The 21218-nt window shown below is 52.1% G+C and carries 22 protein-coding genes; 9 read left to right on the forward strand and 13 right to left on the reverse strand.

Features of this window, described 5'->3' with window-relative positions; all coding sequences use genetic code 11:
* Window positions 1-5 precede the first annotated feature (5 nt).
* A complete protein-coding gene (gene ompW, locus USG84_RS06620) occupies window positions 6-638 on the reverse strand; it encodes an outer membrane protein OmpW (protein ID WP_061097988.1) in 633 nt (210 codons plus the stop codon).
* Between the two features lie 281 nt (window positions 639-919).
* Between ompW and USG84_RS06625 the strand changes: the two genes are divergently transcribed.
* From USG84_RS06625 to yciA, 4 genes are all read left to right on the forward strand, one after another.
* The gene (locus USG84_RS06625) at window positions 920-1324 is read left to right on the forward strand and encodes a YkgJ family cysteine cluster protein (protein ID WP_080329326.1); all 405 of its coding nucleotides are present in this window, start codon (window positions 920-922) and stop codon (window positions 1322-1324) included.
* Between the two features lie 25 nt (window positions 1325-1349).
* Entirely contained in the window at window positions 1350-2093 is a 744-nt protein-coding gene (locus USG84_RS06630) for a YciC family protein (RefSeq protein WP_061097986.1), read from the forward strand.
* A gap of 56 nt (window positions 2094-2149) precedes the next feature.
* Window positions 2150-2689: a septation protein A gene (locus tag USG84_RS06635; RefSeq protein ID WP_061097985.1), complete on the forward strand. Its 540-nt coding sequence runs from the start codon at window positions 2150-2152 to the stop codon at window positions 2687-2689.
* Between the two features lie 104 nt (window positions 2690-2793).
* Window positions 2794-3189, forward strand: coding sequence for an acyl-CoA thioester hydrolase YciA (gene yciA, locus USG84_RS06640; RefSeq protein WP_028013420.1), 396 nt, complete (start codon window positions 2794-2796; stop codon window positions 3187-3189).
* A gap of 38 nt (window positions 3190-3227) precedes the next feature.
* On the opposite strand, the gene tonB is transcribed toward yciA, so the two are convergent.
* Entirely contained in the window at window positions 3228-3950 is a 723-nt protein-coding gene (gene tonB, locus USG84_RS06645) for a TonB system transport protein TonB (protein WP_061097984.1), read from the reverse strand.
* Window positions 3951-4172: 222 nt separating this feature from the next.
* Here tonB and USG84_RS06650 point away from each other — a divergent pair, with 222 nt between their 5' ends.
* Window positions 4173-4469, forward strand: a complete 297-nt coding sequence (locus USG84_RS06650; RefSeq protein ID WP_049006872.1) for a YciI family protein — start codon at window positions 4173-4175, stop codon at window positions 4467-4469.
* 34 nt (window positions 4470-4503) lie between these two features.
* Here USG84_RS06650 and leuE read toward each other — a convergent pair whose 3' ends face one another.
* Window positions 4504-5139 (reverse strand): leucine efflux protein LeuE, encoded by a 636-nt coding sequence (leuE, locus tag USG84_RS06655; protein WP_028013423.1) that lies wholly within the window; start codon window positions 5137-5139, stop codon window positions 4504-4506.
* 106 nt (window positions 5140-5245) lie between these two features.
* Window positions 5246-5419 (reverse strand): YciY family protein, encoded by a 174-nt coding sequence (locus USG84_RS06660; protein WP_086379783.1) that lies wholly within the window; start codon window positions 5417-5419, stop codon window positions 5246-5248.
* A 144-nt stretch (window positions 5420-5563) separates the two neighbouring features.
* On the opposite strand from USG84_RS06660, the gene cls reads away from it, so the two are divergent.
* Complete coding sequence (cls, locus tag USG84_RS06665; protein WP_320738216.1) at window positions 5564-7024, forward strand: cardiolipin synthase; 1461 nt, start codon at window positions 5564-5566, stop codon at window positions 7022-7024.
* A gap of 33 nt (window positions 7025-7057) precedes the next feature.
* Complete coding sequence (locus USG84_RS06670; protein WP_151413131.1) at window positions 7058-7387, forward strand: HI1450 family dsDNA-mimic protein; 330 nt, start codon at window positions 7058-7060, stop codon at window positions 7385-7387.
* Between the two features lie 31 nt (window positions 7388-7418).
* Here USG84_RS06670 and USG84_RS06675 read toward each other — a convergent pair whose 3' ends face one another.
* The 7 genes from USG84_RS06675 to USG84_RS06705 all read right to left on the reverse strand — a co-directional run bounded on the left by USG84_RS06675 (window position 7419) and on the right by USG84_RS06705 (window position 15305).
* Window positions 7419-8288, reverse strand: coding sequence for an ion transporter (locus tag USG84_RS06675; RefSeq protein WP_253542325.1), 870 nt, complete (start codon window positions 8286-8288; stop codon window positions 7419-7421).
* Window positions 8289-8302: 14 nt separating this feature from the next.
* Complete coding sequence (gene oppF, locus USG84_RS06680; protein WP_151413129.1) at window positions 8303-9307, reverse strand: murein tripeptide/oligopeptide ABC transporter ATP-binding protein OppF; 1005 nt, start codon at window positions 9305-9307, stop codon at window positions 8303-8305.
* On the reverse strand, window positions 9304-10317 hold the full coding sequence (locus USG84_RS06685; RefSeq protein WP_061097981.1) for an ABC transporter ATP-binding protein: 1014 nt from the start codon (window positions 10315-10317) through the stop codon (window positions 9304-9306). The genes oppF and USG84_RS06685 overlap by 4 nt, the downstream gene beginning before the upstream one ends.
* Before the next feature lie 11 nt (window positions 10318-10328).
* The gene (gene oppC / locus USG84_RS06690; protein ID WP_061097980.1) at window positions 10329-11237 is read right to left on the reverse strand and encodes an oligopeptide ABC transporter permease OppC; all 909 of its coding nucleotides are present in this window, start codon (window positions 11235-11237) and stop codon (window positions 10329-10331) included.
* Window positions 11238-11251: 14 nt separating this feature from the next.
* A complete protein-coding gene (gene oppB / locus USG84_RS06695; protein WP_028013429.1) occupies window positions 11252-12172 on the reverse strand; it encodes an oligopeptide ABC transporter permease OppB in 921 nt (306 codons plus the stop codon).
* Window positions 12173-12255: 83 nt separating this feature from the next.
* Window positions 12256-13887: an oligopeptide ABC transporter substrate-binding protein OppA gene (oppA, locus tag USG84_RS06700; protein ID WP_028013430.1), complete on the reverse strand. Its 1632-nt coding sequence runs from the start codon at window positions 13885-13887 to the stop codon at window positions 12256-12258.
* Window positions 13888-14657: 770 nt separating this feature from the next.
* Complete coding sequence (locus USG84_RS06705) at window positions 14658-15305, reverse strand: YchE family NAAT transporter (RefSeq protein WP_047368710.1); 648 nt, start codon at window positions 15303-15305, stop codon at window positions 14658-14660.
* Between the two features lie 478 nt (window positions 15306-15783).
* Between USG84_RS06705 and adhE the strand changes: the two genes are divergently transcribed.
* Window positions 15784-18462 carry a bifunctional acetaldehyde-CoA/alcohol dehydrogenase gene (gene adhE / locus USG84_RS06710; protein WP_253542328.1) on the forward strand — a complete coding sequence of 893 codons (2679 nt, stop codon included), beginning with the start codon at window positions 15784-15786 and terminating at the stop codon, window positions 18460-18462.
* Between the two features lie 65 nt (window positions 18463-18527).
* Here adhE and tdk read toward each other — a convergent pair whose 3' ends face one another.
* Window positions 18528-19142, reverse strand: coding sequence for a thymidine kinase (gene tdk, locus USG84_RS06715; RefSeq protein ID WP_151413128.1), 615 nt, complete (start codon window positions 19140-19142; stop codon window positions 18528-18530).
* Between the two features lie 547 nt (window positions 19143-19689).
* Here tdk and hns point away from each other — a divergent pair.
* The gene (gene hns, locus USG84_RS06720) at window positions 19690-20103 is read left to right on the forward strand and encodes a histone-like nucleoid-structuring protein H-NS (RefSeq protein WP_008502781.1); all 414 of its coding nucleotides are present in this window, start codon (window positions 19690-19692) and stop codon (window positions 20101-20103) included.
* Between the two features lie 198 nt (window positions 20104-20301).
* Here the strand turns inward: hns and galU are convergent, their stop codons facing one another.
* Window positions 20302-21210 carry a UTP--glucose-1-phosphate uridylyltransferase GalU gene (gene galU, locus USG84_RS06725; RefSeq protein WP_028013435.1) on the reverse strand — a complete coding sequence of 303 codons (909 nt, stop codon included), beginning with the start codon at window positions 21208-21210 and terminating at the stop codon, window positions 20302-20304.
* Window positions 21211-21218: the final 8 nt, after the last annotated feature.

The following is a 21218-nucleotide window of genomic DNA, read 5'->3' on the forward strand; positions in this document are numbered from 1 at the left end:
CAGAATCAGAAACGATAACCCGCAGAGAACATGAACACCCACGGATCCAGGCGAGTATTGATGCTTTGCTGCTCACCGCCCGCCTTGAAGCGTACGTCCGTATCAATGTCCATATACCAGACCGAGGCGTTGATCAGCCAGTCACGGTTAATCAGATAGTCCAGACCAACCTGCCCAGCCATACCCCACGAGTCTTTCAGGCTCAGATCGGAGAGACCAGCCTCTTTACCGGTATCGTTGAATTTCTCATCGAAGAAGGTGGTGTAGTTCACACCCGCGCCAATATAGGGACGCACCTTGCTGCTTGAGTCGCCGAAGTACCATTGCGCCATCAGCGTGGGCGGTAAATGGTGAACCGTGGCGATGTCACCGGTTGCCCCAAGGCCGACCCGGTGACGGAACGGCGTTGCCGCCAGAAGCTCAACACCAACGTTGTCCGTCGCCATATAGGTGAATGTTAAACCTAACTGGGTGTTGTTACTGACGTTAAAACCGCCCATTCCCAGCACGTTATCAGAACCTTCAGTTGGGCGAACCGTTGCCGAACCGGCACGAATAAAGAATTCGCCTGCTTCATGCGCGTACGCGCCGCCAGAGAGACTGCTTAATACAAGGGCTGCCACCGCTAATTTTTTCATATCCGCTCCATCGTTGTGGTTTTAATCGCGGATGAGAATATACTCACAAAAGAGTAATAAGTGATCTGCCACAGATCACATTAAAACCAGTAATTTAACATTCATTGATCTGGGTTAATTTTTTGTGGTGACTTGAAAAGCAATAAGTTGTTTCTATGTCAATTTTTGGCATTTCACAGTTACAAAATTTTCCCTTTTCCCCCTCTTGCTCTTCCTCCGGCGGCTGGATAATTTATCGCTCTCACAAGTTGATTTGATGCGTTCTTTTTTGCAGGTGTGCCATGAGTGAAGTTAACCCGTGCATGACGTGCGGAGCCTGTTGTGCGTATTTTCGAGTCTCTTTCTACTGGGCCGAAGCCAGCGATGGCGGCGGTACCGTTCCGGTTCATCTCACTGAGCCAGTCACCCCTTTTTTGCGCTGTATGCGCGGCACCAACCAAAAGCAGAGCCGTTGCGCGGCATTACAGGGGGAGCCCGGGATATCTACCCGGTGTTCTATCTACGAGGATCGCCCCAGCCCGTGCCGGGAATTTGCCATGTCGGGCGAAGATGGGCAGGTCAATGAAGCCTGTAATCGCGCCCGGGCACGCTTTGGATTACCGCCGCTTTACAAAGATATGCTTTTCCATACAAGCCTTGATGCTGCCACAGCAGGTGCATCCGGTGTACAATTGCCGGCTAATTAACACCTGCAATACTCAAGGAGAGTGCATGTCTATCACGGCGAAGTCTGTCTACCGTGACACGGGAAATTTTTTCCGCAATCAGTTCATTACCTTTTTACTGATCGCGTTGCTTTGCGCCTTCATCACTGTGGTGCTGGGCCATGCGTTCTCACCGAGTGAAGAACAGATTGCCAGCCTGAGCCAGGGCGACCATCTGGCAGGAAGCGTGGGGCTGTTTGAACTGGTGCAAAACATGACGCCGGAGCAGCAACAGATTCTGCTGCGGGCTTCTGCCGCATCCACTTTCTCTGGGCTCATTGGTAATGCGGTGCTGGCGGGTGGCGTTCTGCTGATGATTCAGCTGGTGTCGGCGGGCCACCGCGTCAGCGCCTTACGGGCGATTGGAGCCAGCGCGCCGGTCTTACCTAAGCTGTTTATCCTTATCTTTTTAACCACCATGCTGGTGCAGATGGGGATTATGCTGGTGGTGGTGCCGGGCGTGTTACTGGCTATCGTGCTCGCTTTTGCTCCGGTGATGGTTGTGCAGGATAAAATGGGGATTTTTACCGCGATGCGCAGCAGCATCAGGCTGGCATGGGCGAACATGCGTCTGGTGGCGCCCGCCGTGATCGGCTGGCTGCTGGCTAAAACGCTCCTGCTCCTGTTCGCACCGAATTTTGCGGTATTAACCCCGAACGTTGGCGCGGTGGTCGCGAATACGCTGAGCAACCTGATTTCAGCGGTGCTGCTGGTCTATCTGTTCCGCCTGTATATGTTAATTCGTCAGTAATCCTGATGCCGGGAGGATGCCCCTTCCCGGCTCAACAGAGAAGATGGAATCACAGAATGAAGCAGTTTCTTGATTTTTTACCGCTGGTTGTCTTTTTCGCGTTTTATAAGCTGTATGACATTTATGCTGCGACCACGGCGCTGATTATTGCGACAGCGGTTGTGCTGATCTACAGCTGGGTGCGCTACCGTAAAGTTGAAAAAATGGCGCTGGTGACGTTCGTCCTGGTCGCCGTATTCGGTGGACTAACCCTCTTCTTCCACAATGATGAATTCATTAAGTGGAAAGTGACGGTGATCTATGCGCTGTTTGCGGGCGCGCTGCTCATCAGCCAGTGGGTGATGAAAAAGCCTCTGATCCAGCGCATGCTCGGCAAAGAGCTGACGCTGCCTCAGGAAGTGTGGTCGCGCCTGAATATCGCGTGGGCGGTGTTCTTTATTCTTTGCGGTCTTGCCAATATCTACATTGCCTTCTGGCTGCCGCAAAACATTTGGGTCAACTTTAAGGTCTTCGGCCTGACGGCCCTGACGCTGATTTTCACCCTGCTAAGCGGCGTTTATATCTATCGCCACATGCCGCAGGACGACAAGCACTGATTGCTGGCTGACCAGAACGTGTTCGACAGGCGTTCTGGTCTATTCTCTCCGCTGTGAAATCATAGTAGCATCCCGCCTGAAGTCTTCCGTTACGAGTTAAAACAATGACAACAAATAACGCCCCTCAGGGTGAACTGGTTTTACGCACACTGGCAATGCCCGCTGACACCAATGCCAATGGCGATATTTTTGGCGGCTGGCTGATGTCGCAGATGGATATGGGCGGCGCAATTCTGGCAAAAGAGATTGCTCACGGACGCGTGGTGACCGTGCGGGTGGATGGCATGACCTTCCTGCGCCCGGTTGCGGTAGGTGATGTGGTTTGCTGTTACGCCCGCTGCGTAAAGCGCGGCAATACCTCCATCTCCATCAACATTGAAGTCTGGGTGAAGAAAGTCTCTTCTGAACCGATCGGGCAGCGCTATAAAGCAACTGAAGCGCTGTTTATCTATGTGGCGGTAGATAGCGAGGGTAAACCTCGTCAGCTTCCGCCAGCCTGACTGACGGGCAAAAAAAAGCCTCCTTTCGGAGGCTTTTCTTATTCCATCTGTGCCCCGCCATTCAGGCGGAAAACAATGTTCACGATCAGTCCGCTCCCCGGTTTACCGGGTTCGTAGCGCCATCTGCGCATCGCCGATTTCACTTCGCGCTCAAACATATTAGAAGGTTGAGCAGACAGGATTTCCACGTTATCAACGCGGCCATCCGCGGTGACGTCAAATTTCACCCGTACGCGGCCTTCAATGCGTAAGGCCTGAGCTCGCGCCGGATACTGAGGCTGATTACGGCTCAACGCACGCGGGCCCGCTGGTGCGGCAACCGTCGGCTTCGCCGCCGGTGCGCTGTTGTTCATCACAGGACGCGAAGGCTGTGCATTCTCGACCGGCTGGGTCGCACGCGGTTCAACCGGGCGTTCTTCACGTTTAGGACGCTCCTCGACCTTCTTCACCGGCTTTGGCTTCGGCTTAGGTTTTGGCTTCGGTTCAGGTTTGTGGATCACCACCGGAGCTTCCTTCGGCGGTTCCGGAACAGGCTCGGGTTCCGGTTCAGGCTCAGCAACAGGCTGTGGCGGTGGTGGCGCAACCTGCGGCGGTTCCAGATCCGCTGGCGAGACCATGGTCACCGAGATCGGCTGGGCGGGTGCGGGCATTTCAATAACCTGATGAACCGAGGTGTAGAGCAAACCCGCCACGACGGCACCGTGAATCACGACGGACAGCAGCGTCGGCCAGGGAAAGCGGCGAGGTAAATCAAGGGTCATCGAAGTCATAATCATCAACGTTAAAAAACCGAACCCTGATTTTAAATGCAAATAGCAATCATATTCAATAAGTCACTTTGTCCTGGCGCAATTTAAGCGCTGGAGTGGTCAAAAAAGGGGCATCCAGATCGGGGGATTAACGTTGTTTTTATCTTTACATTGCAGTCAATTGCCCTTTCACATAACGTAACTGACACTTTATAACGCTTAAGGAGCTTCACCGTGCTTTACGTGATTTACTCTGAAGATGTCGCTGATTCCCTCGAAAAACGTCTCTCCGTTCGCCCTGCCCATCTGGCTCGCCTGCAGCTGCTCCAGGACGAAGGCCGTTTGCTGACCGCGGGTCCAATGCCTGCTGTTGACAGCAATGACCCTGGAGCCGCCGGTTTTTCTGGCTCCACGGTCATTGCGGAGTTTGAATCTCAGGAAGCGGCGCAGGCCTGGGCTGACGCAGACCCATACGTTGCGGCGGGTGTGTATGCGAAAGTGACGGTGCGGCCGTACAAGAAAGTGTTCTGATCAAAAAAGGCTCCAGCAGGAGCCTTTTTTCATATTAATGCAGTGACGCTAATCGCGCCGCAAACCCGACAAACAGTAGCCCTATCAGCCCGTTCCCCAGCTTTGCCAGCTTCTTTTTGGTTTTCAGATAACGCGTGACAAACGCCCCAGAGAAGATCAGGAAGCTCATGTACATAAAGCTAATCAGCTCAAGCGTAGTGGCGAGGATCAGGAAAGAGGTCCCGGTATTTTGCGCATTCACGTCGATAAACTGCACAAAGAACGAAACGTAGAACAGAATCGCTTTTGGATTGGTCAGGCTCAGGACGAGTGAGCGTTTCATGATCGTGCTGGCAGGCTCGGTTCCGCTCTCTTGAGCGTTATTCTGACGGGTGATCACCGACCAGAGCATTTTGCCACCCAGCCAGAGCAGATAGAAGGCCCCGAGATAGCGCACGATATTAAAGAGTACGGGGGTCGTCTGGATCAATGCCGCAACACCCGCCCAGGCCAGAAACATCAATACCGCATCACCGATAAACACACCGGTCGCGGCAAGATACCCTTTTTTAACGCCGTGACCAATCCCGGTTTTCAGCACAAACAGGGTATTCGGTCCTGGCACCAGCACGATAAAAAATGCGCCAACAACGTACGTCCAGAAATTCAGTACACCAAACTCCGCAAACACCTCTCCCTCCTTTTGCTAAAAATAACCGGAATATCGCCGCAATAACGATATTCGCAAAATCAGACGCTATAAAATCAGCGGGCACCTTGCGGTGCCCTCATGGGTTTCAGATATCCTGGACTGCGAACAGCAACGCATTGCGATGCCGGGTCAATCCACATTTTCTGATGGCGTGGATACGCATATTGCGGCGGGATTGTGCTTCCAGCCAACGAGCCTTGCGACGACTCACCTGTCGCAACATGCGCCAGCGCCCTACTTCTGTTCTACTGCGCTTCATGTCTACAACTCTTTCTCAAACAGAGCCGCCATTATAAACCCAACCCGGCAGCAAACCAGCGCTTTTACCTGGCGTTTTTATTTGCCAGATGAATCCTGATGCGTACACTCATAACAATACGCTTTCAAAAGGATTTTTTTAACTATGACAACCTTCTACACCGTGGTGAGTTGGCTGGTCATTCTGGGATACTGGCTGTTAATCGCGGGTGTGACGTTACGCATCCTGATGAAGCGCAGAGCCGTACCCTCTGCCATGGCCTGGCTTCTGATCATTTATATCCTCCCACTGGTGGGAATTATTGCCTATCTCTCTTTCGGTGAGCTTCATCTGGGTAAACGCCGTGCCGAGCGGGCGCGCGCCATGTGGCCTTCCACCGCGAAGTGGCTTAACGATCTCAAAGCCTGCAAGCATATCTTTGCCGAGGAGAACAGCAGCGTCGCCTCCTCGCTGTTTAAGCTCTGCGAGCGCCGCCAGGGGATTGGCGGCGTTAAGGGCAATCAGCTCCAGCTACTGACGTCGTCCGACGATGTCATGCAGGCATTAATCCGCGATATTCAGCTTGCTCGCCATAATATTGAGATGGTGTTTTATATCTGGCAGCCCGGCGGCATGGCTGACCAGGTCGCTGAGTCGCTGATGGCGGCCGCACGCCGGGGGATCCACTGCCGGCTGATGCTGGACTCCGCGGGCAGCGTGGCGTTTTTCCGTAGCCCCTGGGCGGGCATGATGCGCAATGCCGGTATCGAGGTGGTTGAGGCGCTGAAGGTTAATCTCCTGCGCGTGTTTCTGCGCCGGATGGACCTTCGCCAGCACCGTAAAATGGTCATGATCGATAACTATATTGCCTACACCGGCAGTATGAACATGGTTGACCCGCGCTTCTTCAAACAGGACTCCGGCGTCGGGCAATGGGTGGATCTGATGGCGCGAATGGAGGGGCCGATTGCCACCTCGATGGGCATCGTTTATTCCTGCGACTGGGAGATAGAGACCGGCAAGCGTATCCTGCCTCCACCGCCGGACGGCAATATCATGCCGTTTGAAGAGGCCAGCGGCCATACAATTCATACCATCGCCTCCGGACCGGGCTTCCCGGAGGACTTGATTCACCAGGCGCTACTGACGGCAACCTACTCCGCGCGTGAATATCTGATCATGACGACGCCCTACTTCGTCCCCAGCGATGACCTGCTGCACGCGATTTGTACCGCAGCGCAGCGCGGTGTCGATGTGAGTATCATTCTGCCACGCAAAAATGACTCCCTTCTGGTGGGCTGGGCCAGCCGAGCCTTCTTTAGCGAACTGCTGGCCGCCGGTGTCAAAATTTACCAGTTTGAAGGCGGGCTATTGCACACCAAGAGCGTGCTGGTCGACGGCGAGTTAAGCCTGGTGGGCACGGTTAACCTTGATATGCGCAGCCTGTGGCTAAACTTTGAAATCACCCTGGTGATTGATGACGCCGGCTTTGGCAGTGACCTGGCGGCAGTTCAGGATGACTATATCTCCCGCTCGCGGCTGCTGGATGCCAGGCTGTGGGTAAAACGTCCGTTATGGCAGCGAATAGCTGAACGACTGTTTTACTTCTTTAGTCCGTTGCTGTAAAACGTGCCCAACGATGTTAAACAGGTAGTCATCATGGAAATGGATCTGAACAATCGCCTGACCGAAGACGAAACGCTCGAGCAGGCCTATGACATTTTTCTCGAACTGGCGGTTGATAACCTCGATCCCGCAGACGTGATCCTCTTTAATCTGCAGTTCGAAGAGCGCGGCGGTGCCGAATTGTTCGACCCTTCAGAGGACTGGGCCGAACATGTGGATTTCGAACTGAATCCTGACTTCTTTGCCGAGGTGGTCATTGGGCTGGCTGATGAAGACGGCGGTGAAATTAACGACATTTTCGCCCGCGTCCTGCTGTGTCGCGAGAAAGACCACAAGCTGTGCCATATACTCTGGCGCGAATAATAAAAAAGGCTGCGATGGCAGCCTTTTTTATTTAATCCGGTAACGCGCTTCCGCAGCGGTTGCAAAACCGCGCGCTGTGTTCATGATCGGCCTGGAGGCAGTTCGGACATTTTCGCCGCTGTTTACGGTTCTGAAACGCGCTGCTCATGTGCGTGGTAATAAGCCCCGTCGGGATCGCAATAACCGAGTACCCAATCAGAATCAGCACGGATGCCACTATCCGCCCCAGCGGCGTATGGGGCGTGATATCGCCATACCCCACGGTCGTCACGGTCACTATCGCCCAGTAGACGGACGCATTGAGCGTCGTGAAGCCATATTTCGGCCCTTCTATCAAATACATCAGCGCACCGAAAACAATCATGACAATGGCAATAAACGAATAGAAGAGAATAAGCTGATGGCGTGCGCTGACGATCGCGCTCCAGAATACGCGCAGCGACGGCATAAAGCGCAGTAACTTCAGGATACGTAATACCCGAATAACGCGCATCGCTCGCCAGGCGAAAACATAGTTGAGGCTGATCTCCGGCCACAGCCACATCACGTAGAGCGGCAAGATCGTCGCTAAATCAATAAAGCCCCAGAAGCTGAATACGTATTTCGCCGGATTGGGCCAGCAAACTACACGCAAAATATACTCAGCGGTAAAGACCAGGGTAATAATAAGTTCCAGCCAGACAAACGCATGCCATTCCTCAAATGTCAGGTGATACTGCGTACCCACACCCGATTCAATAAAGATGACCACCACGCTGAGTAGGGCAAACAGCGCACAGAAACCCTCAAAACGGCGTCCCGATGCCGTTTCTGGATCGAATAAAAGATGATAGAGCCGACGACGGGCTGAGGTGAATAAACGCGACACGGTAACCTCGCAAAAAATAAGGGCTGACATCATGTCAGCCCTTGCGATTATAGCGGGTCTACTTTCAGGCAGGAAACCGCATGTCGGAAACTGCCTTCCAGCACCGGTCGCGTTTTCGCGCATTCCGGCCCGGCCATCGGGCATCGCGTGCGGAACACGCAGCCCGACGGCGGATTGATCGGCGACGGCAATTCTCCTTCCAGAAGCTGAATCGTCTTATTCTTTTCCAGGTCCGGATCGGGGATCGGCACCGCCGACATCAGCGCTTTGGTATAAGGGTGCAGCGGGTTGTGGTACACCTCGTCATAGGTTCCCAGTTCCACAGCATGGCCCAGATACATCACCAGCACGCGATCGGAGATGTGTTTTACCACCGCCAGATCGTGCGCAATGAAGATCAGCGACAGCCCCATTTCGCGCTGCAGTTTCTGAAGCAGGTTGACCACCTGCGCCTGAATCGACACGTCCAGCGCGGAGACCGGCTCATCACAGATAATCAGTTTCGGCTCAAGAATAAGCGCTCGCGCGATGCCAATACGCTGACACTGGCCGCCTGAAAATTCATGCGGGTAACGGTTTATGAGGTTAGGCAACAGGCCGACTTTCAGCATCATCGCCTTAACGCGGTCGCGCACTTCCTGACGCGACATCTTAGGATGATAGGTGCGCAGCGGCTCGGCAATAATCTCACCGATGGTCATACGCGGGTTTAATGACGCCAGCGGATCCTGGAAAATCATCTGGATATCGCTGCGCACGTCGCGCCACTCGTCGGGCTTCATGCCCAGCAGATCTTTACCCAGCCAGGCCACTTTGCCGCCGGTGGCTTTCACCAGACCGATAATCGCACGCGCAAAGGTGGATTTACCGCAGCCGGATTCGCCCACTACGCCCAGGGTCTCCCCTTCGTACAGGCGCAGCGTAACGCCATCCACCGCTTTCAGGGTCTTCGGCGGCTGCCAGAACCACTGCTTGCCGTCTTTGATATCGAAATGCACCTTGAGGTCAGCGATTTCGAGCAGCACGTTGCGTTTTTCATCTACTGCGTTCATACCAGCTCCTCCTGCGGCTTAAAGCAGGCGCGCAGACGGCCTGGGGCAAATTCTTCCAGCGGCGGCGCGCTGTTGCAGATCTCCATCGCGTGCGGGCAGCGCGGCTGGAACGGGCAGCCTTTCGGCAGTCGCAGCAGGTTTGGCGGGTTGCCCGGAATGGTAAGCAGGGATTCCCCCTCTGCATCAAGACGCGGCACCGCGTTCAGCAGGCCAATGGAGTACGGATGGGCTGGCTGATAGAACACGTCGCGCGCTTTGCCGTATTCCATGGTGCGCCCGGCGTACATCACCAGCACTTTGTCACAGATACCGGCAACCACACCCAGATCGTGGGTGATCATGATAATCGCCGTGTTGAACTCACGCTTAAGCTCGTTCAGCAGGGTCATGATTTGCGCCTGCACGGTGACGTCCAGCGCGGTAGTCGGCTCATCGGCAATCAGCAGCTTTGGCCGGCACAGCAGCGCCATGGCAATCATCACGCGCTGACGCATACCGCCGGAAAACTCGTGCGGGAACATGCGCATGCGCTTGCGCGCTTCCGGCATTTTTACCGCATCCAGCATTTTAACGGATTCCTCAAAGGCTTCCGCTTTGCCCAGGCCTTTGTGCAGCATCAGGACTTCCATCAGCTGCTCGCCGACGCGCATATACGGGTTCAGCGACGTCATCGGATCCTGGAAAATCATTGAGATCTGTTCGGCGCGAAGCTTGTTCAGCTCGTGCTCCGGCAGATTGAGGATTTCACGCCCGTTGAATTTTGCCGAACCGCCAATCACGCCGTTAGCGGCCAGCAGGCCCATCAGCGCAAATGCCGTCTGGGATTTTCCGGAGCCGGATTCCCCCACGATCCCCAGCGTTTCACCTTTGCTCAGGTTAAAGTTGAGATCGTTGACCGCGGTCACATCACCGTCCGGGGTTTTAAAGGTCACGCGGAGGTCTTTCACATCCAGCAGAAGGTTACTCTGCTGTTGCGCCTGAGGCGCGGTGGCCGTTTCAATTATTGTCATGACGGCGCTCCTTAACGGTCTTTCGGGTCGAGGGCATCACGCAGGCCATCGCCGATAAAGTTAAAACAAAACAGGGTGACGACCAGGAAACCCGCCGGATAAAGCAGCAGCCACGGTGAAACTTCCATCGAGTTTGCACCGTCGCTCAGCAGCGCGCCCCAGCTGCTCAGTGGCTCCTGCGTGCCCAGCCCCAGGAAGCTGAGGAAGGATTCAAACAGGATCATGCTTGGCACCAGCAGTGAGGCATAGACCACCACCACGCCCAGCACGTTAGGCACGATATGGCGAACCACGATATTGCTGGTTGATACGCCCCCTACCTGCGCCGCTTCGATAAACTCTTTGCGTTTGAGGCTCAGCGTCTGGCCGCGCACGATACGCGCCATATCCAGCCACGAAACCATCCCGATAGCCACAAAGATCAACAGGATGTTCTGTCCGAAGAAGGTCACCAGCAAAATAACGAAGAACATAAACGGGAAGGAGTTCAGGATTTCCAGCAGACGCATCATCACCGAGTCAACTTTGCCGCCAAGGTAGCCGGAAAGCGCGCCGTAAAGCGTCCCCACGATCACCGCCACCAGCGCGGCGGCGATACCGACCATCAGGGAAATACGGCCACCAATCGCCACGCGCACCAGCAAATCACGGCCGGATGAATCGGTACCGAAATAGTGACCGGACTCCATATCCGGCGCGCTGGACATCATGCCCCAGTCCGTATCGAAATAGGTAAATTGCGACAGCATAGGTGCCAGGGTCACAAAAAGCGCGATGACCACCAGAACCGCCAGGCTGGCGACCGCGGCCCGGTTGTGCATAAAGCGACGGCGGGCGTCCTGCCAGAGGCTACGACCTTCTACTTCCAGTTTTTCACTGAAGTTTTCCAGCGCCTCGCTGTTTTTCTTACTCAACATCATGGCGTGCTCCAGCGTTAGTAACGAATTTTCGGGTCGATAACGGCATACAGCACATCGACAACGGCGTTAAAGAGAATGGTCAGCGCGCCCACGAGGATCGTGAGGCTCAGAACGAGCGAGTAGTCACGGTTAAGCGCCCCGTTAACGAACAGCTGGCCAATACCCGGCAGGCCGTAAATTGTTTCGATAACCATTGAACCCGTAATGATGCCGACGAATGCAGGTCCCATATAGGAGAGCACTGGCAGCAGCGCCGGCTTGAGCGCGTGGCGGAAGATGATCCGGCGCATCGGCAGCCCTTTCGCGCGCGCGGTGCGGATGAAGTTTGAGTGCAGCACTTCGATCATAGAACCACGGGTAATACGCGCGATACTGGCGATGTACGCCAGCGATAATGCCACCATCGGCAAAATCATGAACTTCAGTGCCCCGCCGTTCCAGCCGCCGCCGGGCAGCCATTTCAGCGTGATGGCAAATATCATCACCAGCAATGGCGCGACAACGAAGCTGGGTATGACTACCCCGGTCATTGCCACCCCCATTACGGCATAATCCCATTTGGTATTTTGTCTGAGCGCGGCGATAACGCCTGCGGTGACCCCGAGAACGACGGCCAAAATGAATGCTGCAGCACCCAGTTTTGCCGAGACCGGGAAGCTGGAGGCCACCAGATCGTTAACGGAATAGTCTTTATATTTAAATGACGGTCCAAAATCACCGTGCGCCAGCTGCTTCAGATAGTTGAAGTATTGGGTGGTGATGGGATCGTTTAAGTGATACTTCGCCTCGATGTTCGCCATAACTTCCGGCGGCAGCGTGCGTTCACCGGTAAATGGACTTCCCGGCGCGAGACGCATCATAAAGAAGGAAATCGTAATTAGAATAAATAACGTTGGTATCGCTTCTAGACAGCGACGCAGGATAAATTTCAACATTGCCCGTACCTTCTGGCGTGTGCCTGATGAATGTTACAAAGTAGACACAGTGGGGCAAGCCAGGCCCGCCCCACGTATTGCCATTAATGCTTGATAATATAAAGATTTTTAACGGAAATATTATCCAACGGGTCTTTACCGGTATAACCCCCTACCCACGGTTTCACCAGACGGGCGTTAACGTAGTAGTAAACCGGTACAATTGCAGAGTCTTTGTCGAGCTGTTCTTCTGATTTCGCATACAGCTCTGCGCGCTGCGCATCGTCAGACACTTTCAGCGTTTCAGCGATGATCTTGTCAAACGCCGGGCTCTTATAGTGCGCCGTGTTGTTTGAACTGTCGCTGAGCATGGTGTTCAGGAATGACGTCGGTTCGTTATAGTCCGCACACCAGCCCGCACGCGCCACGTCGAAGGTCCCCTGATGACGCGTATCGAGGAAGGTTTTCCACTCCTGGTTTTCCAGCTTAACGTTCACGCCCAGGTTTTTCTTCCAGATAGACGCGACCGCAATCGCCAGTTTCTTATGCAGATCTGATGTGTTGTAAAGCAGGTTAAACGTCAGCGGTTTATCTGCGGTGTATCCTGCTTCAGCCAGCAGTTTTTTCGCTTCTTCGTTACGTTTTTCCTGTGACCACTTGAACCACTCAGGCTCAACCAGCTTCATCCCATCGGTATACGGAGGCGTGTAGCTGTACGCCGGCAGATCGCCCTGGTTTTTCACTTTGTTCACGATAATATCGCGATCCAGCGCCAGCTTCAGCGCGGTACGAACGCGCACGTCGGTGAACGGGGCTTTCTGGTTGTTGATTTCGTAGTAATAGGTGCACAGATATGGATCGACGTGAACTTCTTTCGGGATCTCTTTCTTCAGCTTCTGGAACAGTTCAATCGGCATGTTGTTATAGGTCATGTCGATTTCGCCGCTGCGGTAGCGGTTAACGTCGGTCACTTCGGAAGAGATTGGCAGGTAGGTGACCTGATTAATCACGGTCTTCGCGTTATCCCAGTACTGCGGGTTACGCTCCAGCACCATACGTTCGTTGACCACCCAGTCTTTCAGCTTATAGGCGCCGTTGGTCACGATATTGGCAGGCTGCGTCCATTTTTCACCAAATTTTTCCACGGCGGATTTTGGAACCGGCGAGACGGACGGGTGAACCAGCAGCTTATAGAAGTACGGAACAGGTTCGCTCAACGTCACTTCAAAGGTATTAGCATCGATCGCCTTAACGCCCAGGTCGGTGACCGGCTTTTTACCGGCGATGATGTCATCGATATTGGCGATGTGGCCATACTGCAGATAGCTCGCATACGGAGAGGCGGTGTTTGGATTCGCCAGGCGCTGCCAGCTATATACGAAATCTTCGGCGGTAACCGGTGTTCCGTCGGACCATTTGGCATCTTTACGCAGATGGAAGGTCCAGACTTTGAAATCTTTATTTTCCCACTTTTCCGCCACGCCCGGTGCCGGGTGGCCGTCTACGTCAGTCACCAGCAGACCTTCGAACAGGTCGCGGTTAACGTTTGACTCAGGAACGCCTTCAATTTTATGCGGATCGAGAGACTGCACTTCCGCACCGTTGTTACGCACCAGCGTCTGTTTTTCCGCCAGTTGAACACCTGCAGGAACGTCCGCAGCCATTGCAGCGTTGCCCGCGATTAGCGCAGTTAAAATCCCCGCCGCTACCAGATTTTTTTTTGTGATGATGGACATTGTGTTGGTACTCCACTCATTATAATTACTGGCTTTCGCCAGCTGTTAATCCCCTGTTGGGGCCTGTACAGCGCAGGAGTTTTTTTTGCTGCTGTCAGGTTCTTTTTTTACTTCTTGCTATCACCGACTTTTTTATTACTGACCGCTCGTATGGCCGTCTTGCGTCGATTCTTGCCAGGCCTCCCCTGTTTGAGACCTGTGCTGGATATCTGAGAAGAGGACTATATGAAAATAATTCTCATCTACTTGTTTTATGCTGCAAAATAGTAGGCCGGAAAGTATCAAATGGCGTAAACACGCGCCAATACATTTTGCAAATTTGTTAAGCAATTCTCTTTTACGGCGCAGGCCGTATCGTCGCACTCAATCCTTCCATACGTTGAACATCCTAAAAAAATCTTAAAATTCAAACTAATATGGAAGATTATCTCTTCAGGCGCGTCGCTGCGCTATCATCGCGTAGTTTTGTACGAAAATTTAACAATTGATTATTATTTAGCACATTCATCTAACGAAATGTTGAAATTACTAATATCATTTCGGTTATCCCTCAGCAAGCCCAAGACTATCGTGTGAGTAAAATAACAGTGCGTTCGAAGATTTTCTGTGCAGGCAGGCTTGAGGTGAATTCATAACTATATGAAATATAAGAGATGAACATTATTAGTAGAATTTATTATGATATGTAAGCTTTTCAACTTTATTTATATGATTTGCTGATAATGACATAAAAAAAACGGCGCCGAAGCGCCGTTTTTTCATATGAAATATTAATGTAACAAGCCGGGGAAAATGCTTTTAATACCCGTGACAATGAATTCGATCCCGAGAGCCATTAACAATAGCCCCATGATACGGGTAATAACGTTGATGCCCGTCTGCCCCAGCAGGCGCACCAGCCACGGCGCCATGCGGAATACGCCCCAGCAGCAGAGCGCGAAAACGGCAATCGCGACAGAAAAACCAATCAGGTGCATGAGGCTATGGTAACGCGTGCCCCAGACAATCGTCGAACTGATGGCACCCGGCCCGGCCATGAGGGGTAACGCCAACGGAACCACGCCGATACTTTCGCGGATGGCGGTTTCTGACTTTTCCTGCTTGTTCTGCTTATCCTCACCCAGCTTACCGCTGATCATGGACATGGCAATGGTCACCACCAGGATCCCGCCCGCAATGCGGAAGGAGTCAATCGAGATGCCAAAGAGCTGGAGAATGGCATCACCCAGGAAAAGCGAGGTGAGCAAAATGATCGCCACAGACAGGTTAGCGGTAAGATTGGTTTTGTTCCGGGCCGCCGCCGTCTGGTAACTGGTCATACTAATGAAGACAGGAATGATCCCCACCGGGTTGACCAGGGCAAACAGACCGATAAAAAATTTAAAATACGTTGGAAAATCAAAGAGCGTTTGGATCACGTTTTGCTCCGCTTTTGCGCATGCCCGGGACTGATACGTTGTTATGAAAAATCGCGCTGAAGATACGCTTTTTATTAGCATACTTCACCAGAAATCTGTGCCAAAACGTCAGCATTTCAGAATGTTAAACATATGTTGAGACAATGATAGCGCCGCTTCCAATAGTTACTTAATTAATTAACAGTGGAAATTTATCCATCAAATAACCCTGCTGAAAGGTATCAGCTTGGTGGAAAATTGACGCAGATCATGATTTCCGTACTCAGAAGTGAGTAATCTTGATTACGCCCCCAGGGAGGTCACCTGACAAAAAGGGATGATGCTAAGGTAAGGCTCTTTTAGTAAATTAGTGTACTGGAGCATAAAGTAACCCTTTGTTTTACTTTATGTAACGCAAGTCGTATTGGCACTGTCTATACTGTCTGACGTATCGAGCGCTGGTTTACTAAAAGAGTTTAAACATTATCAGGAGAGCATTATGGCTGTTACTAATATCGCTGAACTGAACGCCCTCGTCGAGCGCGTTAAAAAGGCCCAGCGTGAATATGCCAATTTCACCCAAGAACAGGTTGATAAAATCTTCCGCGCGGCCGCTCTGGCTGCTGCAGATGCTCGAATCCCTCTCGCTAAAATGGCCGTTGCCGAATCTGGCATGGGTATCGTTGAAGATAAAGTGATCAAAAACCACTTTGCTTCTGAGTATATCTACAACGCCTATAAAGATGAGAAAACCTGTGGCGTTCTGTCTGAAGACGACACCTTCGGGACGATCACCATCGCCGAACCTATCGGCATCATTTGCGGTATTGTTCCAACGACTAACCCAACTTCAACGGCTATCTTCAAATCGCTGATCAGCCTGAAGACCCGTAACGCAATCATCTTCTCTCCACATCCACGTGCGAAAGACGCGACAAATAAAGCAGCAGACATCGTTCTGCAGGCAGCAATTGCTGCGGGCGCACCAAAAGATCTGATTGGCTGGATCGACCAACCTTCTGTTGAACTGTCTAACGCGCTGATGCATCACCCGGACATTAACCTGATTCTGGCGACCGGTGGCCCTGGTATGGTTAAAGCAGCATACAGCTCCGGTAAACCAGCAATCGGTGTAGGCGCAGGTAACACCCCTGTTGTTATCGATGAAACCGCTGACATCAAACGTGCTGTTGCGTCTGTTCTGATGTCTAAAACCTTCGATAACGGCGTTATCTGTGCATCTGAACAGTCTGTAGTTGTTGTTGATTCCGTGTACGACGCAGTACGCGAACGTTTCGCCAGCCACGGCGGCTACCTGCTGCAGGGCAAAGAGCTGAAAGCAGTTCAGGACATCATCCTGAAAAATGGCGCGCTGAACGCTGCTATCGTAGGTCAGCCAGCCTATAAAATCGCTGAACTCGCAGGCTTTACCGTTCCGGCGACCACCAAGATCCTGATCGGTGAAGTTAAAGTTGTCGACGAAAGCGAGCCGTTTGCTCACGAAAAACTGTCTCCTACGCTTGCGATGTACCGTGCGAAAGATTTCGAAGACGCGGTAGAAAAAGCCGAGAAGCTGGTTGCCATGGGCGGTATCGGTCATACCTCATGTCTGTACACCGACCAGGATAACCAGCCTGAGCGTGTTGCCCACTTCGGTCAGATGATGAAAACTGCCCGTATCCTGATTAACACCCCTGCTTCTCAGGGTGGTATCGGTGACCTGTATAACTTCAAACTCGCACCTTCCCTGACTCTGGGTTGTGGTTCCTGGGGTGGTAACTCCATCTCTGAAAACGTTGGTCCAAAACACCTGATCAACAAGAAAACCGTTGCTAAGCGAGCTGAAAACATGTTGTGGCACAAACTTCCGAAATCTATCTACTTCCGCCGTGGCTCTCTGCCAATCGCGCTGGATGAAGTGATTACTGATGGCCACAAACGTGCGCTCATCGTGACTGACCGTTTCCTGTTCAACAACGGCTACGCTGACCAGATCACCTCTGTGCTGAAAGCGGCTGGCGTCGAAACTGAAGTGTTCTTTGAAGTTGAAGCTGACCCAACCCTGAGCGTTGTACGCAAAGGTGCTGAACTGGCGAACTCCTTCAAACCAGATGTGATTATCGCACTGGGTGGTGGTTCCCCAATGGACGCCGCGAAAATTATGTGGGTTATGTACGAACATCCGGAAACCCACTTCGAAGAGCTGGCGCTGCGCTTTATGGACATCCGTAAACGTATCTACAAGTTCCCGAAAATGGGCGTGAAAGCGAAAATGATCGCCGTCACCACCACTTCCGGTACCGGTTCAGAAGTCACACCATTTGCGGTGGTAACGGATGACGCAACAGGTCAGAAATACCCGCTGGCTGACTACGCGCTGACGCCAGATATGGCTATCGTTGATGCCAACCTGGTAATGGAAATGCCTAAGTCTCTGTGTGCGTTCGGTGGTCTGGATGCGGTGACTCACGCGCTGGAAGCGTACGTTTCTGTACTGGCGTCTGAGTTCTCTGACGGTCAGGCTCTGCAGGCTCTGAAACTGCTGAAAGAAAACCTGCCAGCGTCCTACAATGAAGGTTCTAAAAACCCTGTAGCCCGTGAACGTGTCCACAGTGCAGCGACCATCGCCGGTATCGCGTTTGCGAACGCCTTCCTGGGTGTTTGCCACTCTATGGCGCACAAGCTGGGTTCACAGTTCCACATTCCTCACGGTCTGGCGAACGCCCTGTTGATCAGCAACGTTATCCGCTATAACGCTAACGACAACCCAACCAAGCAGACTGCGTTCAGCCAGTACGACCGTCCGCAAGCGCGTCGTCGTTATGCTGAAATCGCTGATCACCTTGGTCTGAGCGCACCGGGCGACCGTACTGCTGCGAAGATTGAGAAACTGCTGGCATGGCTGGAAAGCCTGAAAGCTGAACTGGGTATTCCTAAGTCTATCCGTGAAGCAGGCGTTCAGGAAGCTGACTTCCTCGCTCACGTAGACAAGCTGTCTGAAGATGCCTTCGATGACCAGTGTACTGGTGCTAACCCGCGCTACCCACTGATCTCCGAGCTGAAACAGATTCTGCTGGATACCTACTACGGTCGTGAGTTCAAAGAAGGTGACGTTGCAGCTGTGAAAACAGACGCTCCGGTCATTAAAGCTGACAAGAAAGCGAAGAAAAGCGCTTAACTGACAGCATGATGAAAAAACCCGCCTGTATGGCGGGTTTTTTTATGTCTGATTATCAGCGGATATTATTTTCTGTTGTCGTGCTGGATCGCCGTCAGCGAGCCTACGGACAACGCTTCCTTATAATGCTTACGACAGACCGACACATAGCGTTCATTGCCGCCAATCACCACCTGCTCACCGTCCGCGTAAGGTTTTCCGGCCTGGTCCAGACGAAGCACCATGCTGGCCTTGCGTCCGCAGAAACAGATAGTTTTCAGTTCAACCAGCTTATCTGACCAGGCAAGCAGATACTGGCTTCCGGCAAACAGTTCCCCGCGGAAGTCCGTACGCAGCCCGTAGCACAGAACGGGGATATCGAGCTCATCAACCACTTCAGAGAGTGCGTGCACCTGTTCACGCGTCAGGAACTGGCTCTCATCCACCAGCACGCAATGAATGGGCTCTGACGCATGCGCAGCGCGGATATCCTGCAGCAGGTCGGTTTGCGGGTTAAACAGCCTGGCTGGCGAAGAGAGGCCTATTCTGGAACTCACCTTCCCTGCACCGAAGCGATCGTCGATTTCAGCGGTATAAACTACGGTACGCATTCCTCGTTCCTGGTAATTGTATGAGGATTGCAGCAGCGCGGTGGATTTCCCGGCATTCATTGCCGAATAGTAGAAATAAAGTTGTGCCATTGGCCGTAAAACCCTAATCAATGTGTAATATTACCGATGATTCATTGTACCATATTTTGTCTGGTCATCAGCGACACGCCGCACAAACGATGCCGTGCTGAAAGGTGTAAAACACCCTCTTCTCGCAAAAATAATCCGCTAAAACAGAGAGTAAAGGCGGTCATGCTGGTGAATAGGTTATATGGTTAGCCAAACATAACACTTCTTTTTATAGTGGAATCTGCGTTCATTAAAATTCACTATTTATTAACTATTCCTGCCTTAACACCGTCGTCAGGAACTAATACAAAAGGCTGATATTTATCCGCCGAAACTATAATTCCTGCGGTAAATGTCACAAAAAAAAGATGCAAGCGGCGGGGTTAAGCAGGTTATCGTGATAACAAGCGAGACTGTCAAAGAGGAAATTTAAGTTAGCGTAATTAATAATAGCGGCTTTATTTAGTATTTTTTGAATTCCTTACATTCCTGGCTATTGCACATCTGAATTTATGGCTCTATTATTAGGTCAACAAACCCCCCCCATTATAAGTTTGAGATTACTACAATGAGCGAAGCACTTAAAATTCTGAACAACATCCGTACTCTTCGTGCGCAGGCAAGAGAATGTACCCTTGAAACGCTCGAAGAAATGCTGGAAAAATTAGAAGTTGTAGTTAATGAACGTCGCGAAGAAGAAAGCGCTGCTGCTGCTGAAATCGAAGAGCGTACGCGTAAACTGCAGCAATATCGTGAAATGCTGATTGCTGATGGTATCGATCCAAATGAATTGCTGAACAGCATGGCTGCTGCAAAAACCGGTACCAAAGCAAAACGCGCTGCCCGTCCTGCTAAATATAGCTATGTTGATGAGAACGGCGAAACTAAAACCTGGACCGGCCAGGGCCGTACTCCTGCTGTAATCAAGAAAGCCATGGATGAGCAAGGTAAACAGCTGGATGACTTCCTGATCAAGGATTAATCACGCCGAATTCAGAAAAATCCCGCCTCTGGTGGGATTTTTTTTGCCCGCAATTTATCACAAACATCCTCTTACACTCCGTCATAAAGCGTTATTCGCCTATTTAGTTTTGCTTACAAACAGGCTGGTCATGGCGTTTTATGGGCATAAAAAAACCGGTGGGCAGAGCCACACCGGTTTCAGAGATTTACGCCTGGATTATTTCTTAATACCCATACTCTCTTTGAGCCAGCCTTTAAATTCTTCACCCAGCGTATTATGGCGAATGCCATATTCAACGAACGCCTGCATATAACCGAGCTTATTACCGCAGTCATGGCTCTTACCTTTCATGTGGTAAGCCTCAACGGTCTCTTTCTCGATCAGCATATCAATGGCATCCGTCAGCTGGATTTCATCCCCTGCTCCTGGAGGCGTTTTCGCCAGCAGAGGCCAGATTTCAGCACTCAGGACATAGCGACCCACCACCGCCAGATTAGACGGCGCTACGTCGGCTTTAGGCTTCTCTACGACACCAACCATTGGCACGCTTTCGCCTGGCTCAAGGTTCACGCCCTTGCAGTCAACCACACCGTAAGCGGTCACGTCTTCAACTGGCTCAACCATGATCTGGCTGCAGCCCGTTTCGTCGAAGCGGTGGATCATCTCAGCCAGGTTATCCTGGGAAAGATCGGATTCATATTCATCCAGAATCACGTCAGGCAGAATAACCGCGACAGGCTCATCACCCACAACCGGGTGTGCACACATAACCGCGTGGCCCAGACCTTTAGCCAGCCCCTGACGGACCTGCATAATGGTGACGTGCGGAGGGCAAATAGACTGAACTTCTTCTAACAGCTGACGCTTAACGCGTTTTTCCAGCATGGCTTCGAGTTCAAAACTTGTATCGAAGTGGTTTTCGATAGAGTTTTTAGATGAATGCGTAACCAGCACAATTTCAGTGATGCCGGCCGCAATACACTCATTAACGACATACTGGATTAATGGCTTATCAACCAGAGGCAGCATCTCTTTAGGAATCGCCTTAGTTGCTGGTAACATCCTGGTCCCCAATCCCGCTACCGGGATGACGGCCTTTCTGACTTTCGAATTTAGGGCAGCCATTCAAATTC

This window comes from Enterobacter sp. 168J2, assembly GCF_034107265.1.
Lineage (GTDB): Bacteria > Pseudomonadota > Gammaproteobacteria > Enterobacterales > Enterobacteriaceae > Enterobacter > Enterobacter nematophilus.